This is a genomic window from Gracilibacillus marinus (assembly GCF_042651725.1).
Taxonomy (GTDB): Bacteria; Bacillota; Bacilli; order Bacillales; family Amphibacillaceae; genus Gracilibacillus; species Gracilibacillus marinus.
Map to the genome: position 1 here is coordinate 160,944 of NZ_JBHSDV010000003.1, position 13,000 is coordinate 173,943.

Below are 13,000 nucleotides of genomic sequence, written 5' to 3' on the forward strand. Positions count from 1 at the left end.
CTATAAATAAAGATCGTCAATATAACTGTGGTTGAGCGGAAGTTATCATAGAGATAGGCTTTTGTTTTTGGGGGTAGATATTGTGCATATCATAACAGCAGGAATAAATTATAAGACAGCACCTGTTGAAGTGAGAGAAATGCTAGCTTTTCGTGAGGATATGCTTGTCGAAGCAATGACAGAATTAAGTGGACGCAAGAGCATTCTTGAAAATGTAATTATTTCGACATGTAATCGTACGGAAATCTATGCAGTTGTTGATCAACTTCATACAGGTCGATATTATTTAAAACAGTTTTTACATGATTGGTTTGGAGTAGAAACAGAAGTATTCACACCACATTTAATCATTTATGAAAACGAAGCAGCTGTGGAACATTTATTTCGTTTAACTTGTGGTTTAGAGTCCATGATAATGGGAGAAACACAAATACTTGGTCAAGTGAAACAAACATTTTTAGAAGCACAGAAACATACATTAACAGGAACCATTTTTAATGAATTGTTTAAACAAGCAATTACGTTAGGTAAACGAAGTCAAAATGAAACAAACATTAATGAAAATGCTGTTTCTGTTAGTTATGCTGCTGTAGAATTGGCCAAAAAGATTTTCACTGACGTTAGAGATAAACATGTTGTCATTATCGGTGCAGGTAAAATGGGTGAACTTGCAGCGAAGAATTTGTTTGGTTCAGGAATTGAGAAAGTCACTGTAGTCAATCGGACAATGGAAAAAGCAGTACAATTAGCAGCAAAATTTAATGGTGTAGCTAAGTCTATGGAGCAACTCAATGACACATTATTGGATGCAGACATTGTAATCAGTTCAACAGGTTCTGATGGTTATGTCATTACAAAGGAAAGTTATGAGTTAATTGAACGAAAACGAAAAGGTAGACCATTGTTTTTTGTAGATATTGCAGTTCCAAGAGATTTAGATCCGGAGTTGGATCATTATGAACATGTTTTTTTGTATGATATCGATGACTTACAAGATGTAGTTGATGCGAATTTAGAAGCGAGAAGACAAGCTGCAGAGCAAATTGGTATATGGATTGAGGCCGAAATTATTTCATTTCATACATGGCTTCAAACATTAGGTGTTGTTCCAATTATCACTGCATTAAGAGAACAAGCATTGCAAATTCAGCAAGATACAATGGAAAGTATTGAGCGTAAAATGCCGAATTTAACAGATAGAGAACGAAAAGTGTTAAATAAGCATACAAAAAGTATTGTTAATCAATTGTTGAAAAATCCGATATTACAAGCAAAAGAAATAGCTGGGAAACCGAATGCGAATGAAGCATTAGAATTGTTTAAACAAATATTTGATTTAGAGGATATAGTTGAACAAGAACAATCAGTAGACAAGGTTATTACATTCGAAAAATATAAAAAACTTAAAAATGTATCAACACATTAAAAGGATGGTATTTCCTTTATGGATGCAGGAAGACTTCTATTTGAGAGTATTCTTATAATTTATGCAGTAAGTGTCATTTTTTATTTTATAGATTTTTTATTCCATAACCGGAAAGCGAATCGTGTCGCTTTCTGGTTGCTTAGTATGGTTTGGGTTATTCAAACCATTTTTTTATTAACGGAAATAATTACTACAGCATCTTTACCAATTCAAACATTTAATGATGGATTGTATACCTATACTTGGATTATTGTTACATTTTCACTTATTATACATCGGTTCTTCCAGCTGGAGTTCTTTATGTTTTTTATGAGTGTTTTTGGCTTTTTATTTATGTTAATCCATTCATTACGGTCATTTCAAATTAATGATAGTAGTCAAATACCTGTCATGTTAAATGAATGGTTATATGCACATATTGTCCTTGCGCTTATTTCGTATGGTTTGTTTACGATATCATTTGTACTCGCGTTATTATATTTAATGCAATATCGATTCTTAAAAGCAAAAAAAGGATATAAATGGTTAGCGCGTTTTCGTGATTTAGAAGGCATAGAAAAACGTGCATTCCAATTGATTGTCCTTGCAGAACCATTGCTATTAATTTCAATTATATTAGGTGTCGTGTGGGCATATATGACAAATACTACGTTTTATTGGTATGATAGTAAAACAGTTGGTTCTATACTTGTATTTCTTATTTACGGCATGTATTTATACAGCAGAACCAGAGGAAACTATCGAGGTAGACCAATATTATTATTGAATGTAATAGCATTTTGTTTATTATTAATTAATTTTTTTTTATTTAACACATTATCGAATTTTCATGTATAGATAGAGAGGGGTTAAGACAATGCGAAAAATCATCGTAGGATCAAGAAAAAGTAATTTAGCATTAACACAATCCAAATGGGTGATTGATCAACTGAAGAAACACGTTGGTGATCGATATGAATTTGAAATAAAGAAGATTGTAACAAAAGGTGACCAAATACTAGATGTGACTTTATCTAAAGTTGGAGGAAAAGGGCTTTTTGTAAAAGAAATTGAGAAAGCGATGTATGATAAGGAAATTGATTTTGCTGTACATAGTATGAAAGATATGCCAGCAGTCATGCCAGATGGTTTAATGATTGGCTCCATCCCAATTCGGGAAGACCACCGTGATGCATTTATATCTAATCAACATGTGAAATTGGTTGATTTACCGAGTGGTGCGATTGTTGGGACAAGCAGTTTACGCCGCGGATCACAAATATTGGCACAACGTCCGGATCTACAAATTCAATGGATTAGAGGAAATATCGAAACAAGACTCAGAAAATTACGTGAAGAGAACTTTGATGCGATTATTCTTGCAGCAGCAGGGATGAAAAGAATGGATTGGGATGAGTCCATTGTTACGGAATACTTAGAACCTGAGATTTGTGTACCAGCCGTAGGACAAGGAGCACTTGCAATCGAATGTCGCGAAGAAGATACAGAATTGATTGAATTACTTCAATTAATTAATGATGCATATACAGAACGAACGGTTACGGCTGAACGAACTTTTCTACATTTATTAAATGGTGGATGTCAAGTTCCTATTGGTGGCTATGCATACTTGGATGGAGAGACTGTTGTGTTAACAGCACTTGTAGCTAGTGGGGACGGAAAGACTGTGTTAAAAGAGGTAGTAAAAGGAACAGATCCAGTCTCTGTTGGTAAAGAAGCTGCAGATAGATTAATTTCACTTGGAGCGATGAAACTAGTGAATGAAGCAAAAGAAGCGAATGGGGAACAATGAGCCATTCGCTTGCTGAAAAAAGGATTTTAATTACTAGAGAGAAAGCTCAAGCGAGGAAATTAATTCAATTAGTTCGTGATACAGGTGCAATCCCATGTGTCGCACCAATGATCCGTTTTGAACCGATTCCATTAACAACTACGAAAAAAGAATATATGGAATTGAGTAAGCAGCAATGGCTTTTCTTCACTAGTGCAAATACAGTACGCTTTTTTAATCAGGATATTAAGAAGTTGGGAATAGAAGTACCCCATTTGATTGCTTCTGTAGGTGAAAAAACAACGAAAGCACTTCTCAATTTAGGATACAAAGTCGATTTTCAACCATCTATTTTTCAAGGATCTGTCATGGTTGAAGAATTTGTACAGAGATATGGAACATCAATAAATGTAACGATTGTTAGTGGGGAAAGTGCACGTGAAGAAATCCCTTCATTGCTAACAAAATACAGTGTACCATTTACCCAATTGAAAATTTATCGTACGATTGAAAATAAAGAGAGTGAACGGCTACTTAATAGCCATTTAAAGACTGGTATAGATATTTGTTTTTTTACAAGTCCATCTACTGTCCATGCATGTGTTCAATTAGCTAAGAATATGTATTTAAACAAGTTGAAAGAAACATGCTTATGTATAGCAATAGGTGAAACTACAGCAACTAGTTTATTGGAATGTGGTTTTAAAAAAGTTACATATCCGAAAAAATATACAATGGAAGAAATGGTGGAGTGTGCAAAAAAGTATGTAGAGGAAGGTGTGTAGAATGACAACATTTAAACGTCATCGAAGATTAAGAAATTCTGCTACAATGCGAAATTTGATTAGAGAAACAGAACTGAAAGTGAATGATCTAGTTTACCCATTGTTTATTGTAGAAGGAGAAAATATTAGAAATGAAGTAAAATCAATGCCAGGTGTATTTCAGATTTCTTTAGATTATTTAAATCAAGAAATTGAGGAATTACTTCAATTAGGTATCCCATCCGTATTACTTTTCGGGATTCCAAAAGAAAAAGATGAAGTAGGTTCAGGTGCATATGATGAAAATGGAATTGTACAACAAGCCATTCGACAAATAAAAAGTCAAACAAATGATTTATTAGTTATTGCAGATACTTGTTTATGTGAGTATACGTCACATGGTCACTGTGGTGTCATTAAAGATAATGACGTTGATAATGATCAATCATTACCATTACATGTGAAGACAGCAGTCACGCAAGCGCAGGCCGGTGCGGATATTATTGCACCATCTAACATGATGGATGGCTTTGTCAAAGAGATACGCGAAGGATTAGATGAAGCTGGTTTTACTCGTATTCCAGTAATGTCCTATGCTGTTAAATATGCGTCTAGCTTCTATGGACCATTCCGTGATGCAGCAGATAGTACACCTCAATTTGGCGATCGTAAGACTTATCAAATGGATCCTGCAAATAGATTAGAAGCATTACGTGAAGCAAAATCTGATATCGAAGAAGGTGCGGACTTTTTAATTGTAAAACCAGCATTATCCTATATGGACATCATTCGTGAGGTGAAGAATCAGCATCCTGTCCCTGTTGTTGCTTATAATGTAAGTGGAGAATATTCCATGGTCAAAGCAGCTAGTTTAAATGGGTGGATTGATGAAAAAGCAGTAGTATTAGAGAAACTAACTAGCATGAAACGCGCAGGTGCAGATATTATTATCACTTATTTTGCTAAAGATGTTGCAAGATGGTTACAACAATAATGATCGGGAGGAATGAATGTGGTGTCATATCAGAAATCAATCGATGCATATAAAGAGTCTGTACAACTTCTTCCAGGGGGAGTGAATTCTCCTGTTCGTGCATTCAAGTCTGTTGGAATGAACCCAATTTTTATGGAACACGGAAAGGGATCAAAAATATATGATATTGATGGAAATGAATATATTGATTATGTTTTAAGTTGGGGTCCACTTATTTTAGGACATGCGAATGATCATGTTGTGTCAAAATTAAAAGAAGTAGTTGAAAAAGGAACAAGTTTTGGTGCACCAACACTTCTTGAATCAGAGTTAGCGCAACTTGTTATTGATCGCGTTCCTTCAATTGAAATGGTTCGCATGGTGAATTCAGGTACAGAAGCGACGATGAGTGCATTACGACTTGCGAGAGGGTATACTGGACGTAATAAAATTTTAAAATTTGAAGGAAATTATCATGGACATGGAGATTCTTTGTTAATAAAAGCAGGTTCAGGTGTCGCAACACTCGGATTACCTGATAGCCCTGGAGTGCCTGAAAGTGTTGCGAAACATACGATTACTGTACCGTACAATGATATAGATAGTGTGAAGTATGCGTTTGAACAATATGGTTCGGATATTGCTGCAATTATTGTAGAGCCTGTATCAGGAAATATGGGAGTTGTACCACCGCAGAGTGATTTCTTACAATCTTTAAGAACAATTACGACAGAATATGGTAGTCTACTCATTTTTGATGAAGTAATGACTGGTTTTCGTGTCGGTTACAATTGTGCACAAGGACATTTCGGTGTGATTCCAGATTTAACTTGTTTAGGTAAAGTGATCGGTGGTGGACTTCCGGTAGGGGCATATGGTGGAAAACGCGAAATTATGGAAAGAATTGCACCAGTTGGGGATATCTATCAAGCTGGTACATTATCAGGAAATCCTCTTGCAATGACTGCAGGTTTAGAAACATTGAAACAAATGACGAAAGAAGCATACGAAAAAATCAATGAAAAAGTGGATCGTTTAGTGGCAGGCTATCGCAATGCGGCTGATTTATATCAAATTCCATTACATATTAATCGTGCTGGTTCCATGGTTGGTGTATTTTTCACGAATGAGCCTGTAAACAATTATGAAACATCTCAAGCATCTGATACAGAAATGTTTGCACAGTACTATCGTTTGATGGCAGAACAAGGTGTTTTCTTACCACCATCTCAATTCGAAGGATTATTCTTATCTACTGCACATAGTGATGAGGATATTGACAAAACAATTGATGCAGTAAATAAGGCATTTGAGACAATAGCTAAGAAATAATTAATCATCGATTTGTATCTACTTTATAGGTACAGGTCGATTTTTTTATTTATTCCTAATTGTTCTTCATTTCATAAAGGGGGCGCATATTTATATATACACATACATATATTTTTATGGAATGCTAGTTCGTTTGAACAGAATGAAAGGGGGAACTATGTTGCAAGAAGCTTATACATTTACGTTGAATGAAACAATAACATTTGAAGAAGCACATCCACTCAAAGAAATGTTAGGGATTGGACTAGAACCTGTCTTATCCGTGCAAGAGCTGAGTGATACAGTATCTATACGGGGAGTAATGGAGTTAAAAGGTGAGTATGTAAGAAATGATGTGGCAAGTGAAATCGATCTTCCGGATGGTGCGAGAGTGGAACATGTGGAGAGCTTATCCGAAGAAGTGTGTGAATTCTTTCATAAATTTCTAATGGATATTACGATTCCATTAGAAAGAGTGGATGTAACAGAAAATATCTCCATTGATGTGGATCATTTTGATTATACAATTTTGTCCCCACAGGCATTATGTTTAGAAGCAGTGGTTTCTATTCATGGCTTAAAACAAGAAGATATAGTTATAGAACAAGAACAACAAAATGAGCTAACTCGATTTAATGATGTGATAGAAGAGCTAGAAGAATCAGACACTGAACAATTTGAAATCATTGTAGAGGATGATGAATTAAAAGAAAATGAAGAACAAGCCAATGATAATGTCGTTGTTTTAGAAAGAGATATAGAACGAGACCTGGCAGAGCACAAGGAGTTAGAAGAGAATATAGAGGAAATAATGGAAGAAGTAGAAGAACAGGAAGAAAAGAAAGAAGAAAGACTTCATGTCCAAGGTAGGACAGAAGTAGAAGAAGCCTCTTATTTGTTGAATATTTTTTCTGAAGAAGAAGAGACGTCTTATTCTCGTGTCAAATTGTATATTGTGCAACCTACTGATCAATTAGATGTGATCGCAGAGAAATATAATGTGACCCCGAGACAAATCATGCGTACAAATGCACTAGAAGATGAAGATATTTCACAAGGTCAAATTATATATATACCAATACACGACGAATGAATAAGCATATAAGACTTTACTAAGATCCCGTAATTTGGGATTTTTCTTTTTTTAATATGTAAGAAAAGGAGGTAATGCACTTTGCAATGGGAAAAGGTTTGGGAAGCCTATAATATAAACCCAATCCAAATAGATAAGATTACAGATCGCGTATATAAAATAACTACGAACACCACAATATATGGTTTGAAAATAAGTAAACTAACAATAGATCATATTGGTCACTGGCATGCTGTCTACAATTATATATGTACACATCAAATATATGGATTTGTTCCACTCATCTTAACGAAAGACAAAGAACCATATTATATCCTAAATCAAACTGTTTTATTTGTTCATCCTTGGGTTGAAAGTAATCGGACAGAACATATTATTGATGAGAGTGCTTCTTTTTTTCATGCGATTGGCAAATTGCACGGTAGTACGACTCAATATGTGGATAATAATGAGAATACATTTAATTACCAGTCATTTGATCGAAAACAAAAAAAAGAAGAACTATTGGAATACATTAAGTTCTTCGAAGCGAAACGTTTTATGTCACCATTTGAATTGCAAGCGTGTATGCATTATCGTGATATAGAATGGATCATAGAACAATTTGAAAAATGGAATGATGTATATAAGGGATTAAGTCAGGAAACAAGTCAACGAAAAATAGTACTGTGTCATAATAATCTTAATCCTTCACATTATGTAATGTTGGATGATCACTTATATTTTTTTAATTGGGAATATGCAAGAATAGCTACTCCGATTCATGATATTTGTTTTTATTTAAAGCATGCATTTCGTTATCATGATTGTGATATGAAAAAGATAGTGGAAGGATTAACAATATATCAACAATATATTCAGTTAGATGATAGAGAAAAATGTGAATTACAACTACAATTATTAAATATTGACTCCTACATTTATTTACTAGAGAATTATGTGCATCAATCAATGAGATTGGAAATACAAATGTCGAAAGGATTGGAGCAAGCATTTCGACAATTACTATTCGCAAATCAATTACAAACATATATGTTTCCAAGATTACAAGTGAATCAAGAAGAGGATTAGAACCATTCTAATTGAAATGCAATAAAGATACCAATAAGTATTCCTAATAAGATGACATCAAATGTTGTAGGAATGAATATCGTACGAAAACTTTGAAAAATAACAATTGGCATTGTGCAACGTTCACATACAACAATACAGTCTCGTGCCCATGGTGGTAAACGATAACGATAATATCGGCCCATATCATCACTCCTAATGAAAAATTCTCTTAATATGTAATATAGTGTATGCAAAAAGTAAAATAATGTTCATATTTATTTACATTTAGTAATTGCAAATGGTAAAATAGTCTTAAGTACAATACACCTAAGAATAAACTTGAAATTTTTTTGAAAATAAAAAGGATATGAACAATAGATGTCGAATATATATAAATGAGTAGAACATCTTGAATTGAAAGTATTGTATTCAAGAAACAAATGCTTTATATTGTCATCCGATTGTTACGTAGGTGTATTTACTAAACTTAAATGACGATTAAATATGCAGGAAAGCATATACGTACATTTCAGATAATGGCAAACCTATTGTGAGATAGGGACGCAAAGTTACAGATCCGTATATTTTTTACGGATGGCTGAGCTGCCTGAAATACAATTTGTATTTTAGGGGGAATAAGTGATGTCGCAAATGAATCAAGTCGATTACGAATGGGTGTATTTACTACTAGAAGCAAAGAATGCAGGAATAAGTGTGGAGCAAATTAGAGAGTTTATTGAAAAGAAAAAGCCCGCAACGAAAGAAATCCATGCTTAATCCACAAAACAAAAGCGGAAGAGACTGTTTATTAACGGAAACTTCCGCTTTTGTTTTGTAAAGCTTCAGTGCGCAGAAACTAGGTGACTTCACGAATTAACCATCCACAAGCTATCTTTCGCGAAAACGCTTATTTTTTGCTATACTAATTATAATGAGATACATATTGTATGTAGTTTCATCGAAAACTATCTAAGGTAGAAAATAAGTGTGACGAAAGGATGACAGTTTATGACAACACCACGTATTGTTGTATTAGGTGCAGGATATGCAGGTATGATGACAACGAAGCGATTAACTCAACAATTTGCACCAGAAGAAGCAGAGATTACACTAGTCAATAAACACAATTATCATTATCAAACAACATGGCTTCATGAAGTCGCTGCGGGCACGATTGATGTGAATAGATCTAGGATCATGATTACAGATGTGATTAATCCTAGAAGGGTCAATATTGTTCATGACTCGGTTGTAAAAATTCATCCAGATGATAAGCAAGTCGAATTATCTAATAGTATGTTGGAATATGATTATTTAGTAATTGGATTAGGATTTGAAAAAGCAACATTTGGTATTCAAGGGATGGAAGAACATGCATTTTCTATTCAGTCAGTGGACAAAAGTCGAATGATTCGTGACCATATTGAATATCAATTTTCACGTTATAAAACAGAAGAAAATCCATCCGATGATTTATTAACAATTATAGTAGGTGGTGCAGGATTTACTGGAATTGAATTTGTTGGTGAACTTGCAGAAAGAATACCGCAATTGTGTAAGAAATATGATATTCCTCGTAATCGAGTGAAAATAATAAATATTGAGGCTGCAGAGACTGTGTTGCCAGGATTTGATGAAGAATTAATCGCATATGCTGTACATTCCTTAACAGATCGTGGCATCGATATTCGTACGAAAACAATGATAAAAGAAGTGAAGAAAGATGCAGTAATCGTTGGGGAAGAAAAAGAAGAAATTAAAGCAGGAACAATTGTTTGGACAGGTGGTGTACAAGCCAATCGTATTGTTGGTGAATCAGGCTTTGAATTGACAAAAGGAAAAGTAAATGTGGATTCTACCCTTCGTGCACCTAATTATGACAATGTTTTTATACTAGGTGATTGTGCATGGGTAATGAACAAAGAAACTGGAAGACCATACCCTCCAACTGCTCAAATTGCGATACAAGAGGCAGATGTATGTGCACATAATATACGAACGCTTGTGTTTGGTGGAACATTAAGAGAATTTAAATTTGATAATAAAGGAACGGTTGCATCATTAGGTGGTTCAGAAGCAATGGGAACCATATTTGATGGCCACAAATTATACGGTTTACAAGCAAAAATGATGAAAAATGTCATTGATGATCGATACTTATTTATGCTAGGTGGACCAAGTCTTGTTTTAAAGAAAGGGAAATTCCGTCCATTTTAATGAGGAGGTAGCTAAAATGAAAAAAACATTCTGTTATTTACTTATCACTTTTTTTAGTACAATTGCATACGTATTTGTATCAAGAAAACTAGAAGATAAGAGAGATTTTCGCTAATTCAATATAACTATTGTTCTTCATACAAAACACGAATGATGCAATATGTATTGTTTCGCAAAAAAAGATGAAACGGTACTACTCTAATTAGTAATGAGTGTGTGTTATCCGGCTCTGGCTTGCCCACTCCCCTTTCCATGGGCTTTTTCCTTCAGCTCACTTTCTCAAGCGCAAACCGCTAAGAAAAGTGGATCTGAGAAGAAAAAGAATCTCATAGGAGTGGGAGTGTGCGCCTACGCTCAGTGAAGTTATGTAGCGTTTGCAAGTGCTTATATTTTTGATTGTTATAGCTATTGCTCATCATACTACATAATCAAAAGACAAAATCATTGGCGATATGAAATAAAGTCAACATTTTTATGATTACTTTAAGTGTAGAGTATCAAAAAGTGTAAGTGTCCGTTTCTACTCCTGTGGGATGTTTTTCTCCTAAAATCCACTTTTTTAGCGCCCTTTGCTAAAAAAGTTAGCTTAGGGGAAAACCCACGGAAAGGGAAACGGACAAGCCGGAGCGGTTGCATAGCACACACAAAAACTTCAGATAACCAAATCATTTTTTCTTCTAGCACATATATAATCCAAACGATTCGATAAATAGATTCGAATTGTTTGGATTTTTGTAATGAAAGAACTCTTTTGTCTAATTATCCTTTACATGTTTTATTTAAAATATTATATACTAAGATAGAGAAAGGAGTACTAATATGTTTACAATTCACAATCTACAGTATAAAGATATTGTATCAATTGAACAACTGGAAATAAAAGAAGGAAAAATTACTTGCTTATTTGGAGAAAGTGGTAGTGGTAAATCCACCATTTTAAAAATGTTAAATAATATGCTCACTCCTGATCATGGAGAAATAATGTATTACAACAAAAATCTATTAGATTATTCTCCAATTGAATTACGAAAAGAAGTAGTCATGTTAGGACAAGAACCTATTATGTTTGAAGGAGATATAAGGAGTAATTTAACAATAGGCCTAACCTTTTCTGGAAAAGATATAGTAGAGGACATGGTACTTGAAGAATTATTAAAAAAGCTCCAGTTACATAAAGGATTGGACGAAGATGCGAATCAACTCTCAGGTGGTGAAAAACAACGTATCGCATTTGGAAGAGTGATATTAATGAATGCAAATGTGTATTTATTAGATGAACCGACATCTGCATTAGATGAAGATACAGAACAACTAGTCATGCAATATTTTACTAACTATTTAAAAGAAGAAAAGAAAACAGCTGTACTTGTTACACATTCTAAAGACGTTGCCAAAAAATACGCTGATCGTATCGTATATATGCATGAACTGAATGACAAGAAGGTGACTTCATGAATGAAATGATAGATATCACATTGCTTCAATTACTATCGGCATATATTTTTATTGTACTCTTGTTGATTATTGTAAGATGGCGCAAAATTCCGCGTGAAAAAGAAATTATTATTGCAACATTGCGTATGACAGTGCAATTAATATTAGTGGGCTATGTGTTAACATTTGTATTTGAAAATGAGCATTGGTCTTATTCCATCATCATTCTAGTGTTAATGGAAGTATTTGCAGTATATAATATTTATAAAAGAACAAAGAAAAAATTATCTACGGTTTTAAAGAAAATAATTGCATTTGCAATGGTGTCAGGTACATTATTTTCCTTTTTCTATTTTAATTTTATTGTCATTCAATTTGCGCCATGGTATGATCCCCGATATTTCATCCCAATTGCAGGAATGTTAATTGGTAATTCGATGACTGGAATCACGCTTGGTGTGAATGCATTAGTGGAAGGATTTACGTCTAGAAAGAAGGAAGTAGAAGCAGCGTTAATGCTTGGGGCGACACCTAATGTTGCTTCGAAGACAATTGTAAATCATGCTTTTGATTCTGCGATTTTACCAACAATCAACAGTATGGTTGGAATGGGTATCGTGTTTTTACCAGGTATGATGACAGGGGTTATCTTATCAGGTGCTAGTCCATTAGATGCAATTACATATCAAATTGCTATCATGTTAGGTATTACAGGTAGTGTGTCCATTTCTGTTATTCTTTTCTTATATTTCGGTTATCAATCTTTCTTTACAAATCGTTCGCAATTAAAGTTATAATTTTCTTGACGTGAAGCGTCCTTTTTGGATAAAATAGCATAGAATATAGTAGTTGATGCAATGACTAGGAGGAGTACTATATACGACTCGATAGAGAAGAAAGTCCTTGGCTGAAAGACTTTCTCGGGTAACGATATAGGAAGGTAGCCTACGAAGCAGCT

13 protein-coding genes, 1 riboswitch and 1 other annotated feature (1 of these 15 running past the window's edge) are annotated in these 13,000 nt (G+C 34.2%); of the genes, 12 read left to right on the plus strand and 1 reads right to left on the minus strand.

Annotation, left to right across the window (positions count from 1 at the left end; all coding sequences use genetic code 11):
- Positions 1 to 82 precede the first annotated feature (82 nt).
- From hemA to ACFOZ1_RS11065, 8 genes are all read left to right on the plus strand, one after another.
- The gene (gene hemA, locus ACFOZ1_RS11030) at positions 83 to 1,426 is read left to right on the plus strand and encodes a glutamyl-tRNA reductase (protein ID WP_390199281.1); all 1,344 of its coding nucleotides are present in this window, start codon (positions 83 to 85) and stop codon (positions 1,424 to 1,426) included.
- 18 nt (positions 1,427 to 1,444) lie between these two features.
- Positions 1,445 to 2,263 carry a cytochrome C assembly family protein gene (locus ACFOZ1_RS11035; RefSeq protein ID WP_390199282.1) on the plus strand — a complete coding sequence of 273 codons (819 nt, stop codon included), beginning with the start codon at positions 1,445 to 1,447 and terminating at the stop codon, positions 2,261 to 2,263.
- Positions 2,264 to 2,282: 19 nt separating this feature from the next.
- On the plus strand, positions 2,283 to 3,218 hold the full coding sequence (hemC, locus tag ACFOZ1_RS11040) for a hydroxymethylbilane synthase (RefSeq protein WP_390199283.1): 936 nt from the start codon (positions 2,283 to 2,285) through the stop codon (positions 3,216 to 3,218).
- Entirely contained in the window at positions 3,215 to 3,982 is a 768-nt protein-coding gene (locus tag ACFOZ1_RS11045) for a uroporphyrinogen-III synthase (protein WP_390199284.1), read from the plus strand. The genes hemC and ACFOZ1_RS11045 overlap by 4 nt, the downstream gene beginning before the upstream one ends.
- Before the next feature lies 1 nt (position 3,983).
- Entirely contained in the window at positions 3,984 to 4,955 is a 972-nt protein-coding gene (gene hemB / locus ACFOZ1_RS11050; RefSeq protein ID WP_390199286.1) for a porphobilinogen synthase, read from the plus strand.
- A gap of 18 nt (positions 4,956 to 4,973) precedes the next feature.
- Positions 4,974 to 6,266 (plus strand): glutamate-1-semialdehyde 2,1-aminomutase, encoded by a 1,293-nt coding sequence (gene hemL / locus ACFOZ1_RS11055; RefSeq protein WP_390199287.1) that lies wholly within the window; start codon positions 4,974 to 4,976, stop codon positions 6,264 to 6,266.
- A 160-nt stretch (positions 6,267 to 6,426) separates the two neighbouring features.
- On the plus strand, positions 6,427 to 7,338 hold the full coding sequence (locus tag ACFOZ1_RS11060) for a LysM peptidoglycan-binding domain-containing protein (RefSeq protein WP_390199288.1): 912 nt from the start codon (positions 6,427 to 6,429) through the stop codon (positions 7,336 to 7,338).
- A gap of 81 nt (positions 7,339 to 7,419) precedes the next feature.
- Entirely contained in the window at positions 7,420 to 8,409 is a 990-nt protein-coding gene (locus ACFOZ1_RS11065) for a hypothetical protein (RefSeq protein WP_390199290.1), read from the plus strand.
- Here the strand turns inward: ACFOZ1_RS11065 and ACFOZ1_RS11070 are convergent.
- Positions 8,406 to 8,594, minus strand: coding sequence for a hypothetical protein (locus ACFOZ1_RS11070; protein ID WP_390199291.1), 189 nt, complete (start codon positions 8,592 to 8,594; stop codon positions 8,406 to 8,408). The two genes, ACFOZ1_RS11065 and ACFOZ1_RS11070, sit on opposite strands and share 4 nt — an antisense overlap.
- A 325-nt stretch (positions 8,595 to 8,919) precedes the next feature.
- Positions 8,920 to 9,002: riboswitch (cyclic di-GMP riboswitch) on the plus strand.
- Positions 9,003 to 9,033: 31 nt separating this feature from the next.
- Here ACFOZ1_RS11070 and ACFOZ1_RS11075 point away from each other — a divergent pair.
- The 4 genes from ACFOZ1_RS11075 (at position 9,034) to ACFOZ1_RS11090 (ending at position 12,839) form a co-directional block, all read left to right on the plus strand.
- Positions 9,034 to 9,168, plus strand: a complete 135-nt coding sequence (locus tag ACFOZ1_RS11075; protein ID WP_390199293.1) for an anti-repressor SinI family protein — start codon at positions 9,034 to 9,036, stop codon at positions 9,166 to 9,168.
- A gap of 231 nt (positions 9,169 to 9,399) precedes the next feature.
- Positions 9,400 to 10,608, plus strand: coding sequence for an NAD(P)/FAD-dependent oxidoreductase (locus tag ACFOZ1_RS11080; RefSeq protein WP_390199295.1), 1,209 nt, complete (start codon positions 9,400 to 9,402; stop codon positions 10,606 to 10,608).
- Positions 10,609 to 11,427: 819 nt separating this feature from the next.
- Positions 11,428 to 12,063 (plus strand): ABC transporter ATP-binding protein, encoded by a 636-nt coding sequence (locus ACFOZ1_RS11085; protein ID WP_390199297.1) that lies wholly within the window; start codon positions 11,428 to 11,430, stop codon positions 12,061 to 12,063.
- Complete coding sequence (locus ACFOZ1_RS11090; protein ID WP_390199299.1) at positions 12,060 to 12,839, plus strand: ABC transporter permease; 780 nt, start codon at positions 12,060 to 12,062, stop codon at positions 12,837 to 12,839. Before ACFOZ1_RS11085 ends, ACFOZ1_RS11090 begins: the two co-directional genes overlap by 4 nt.
- Positions 12,840 to 12,890: 51 nt before the next feature.
- Positions 12,891 to 13,000 (plus strand) — a binding site (T-box leader) (it continues 116 nt past the right edge of the window).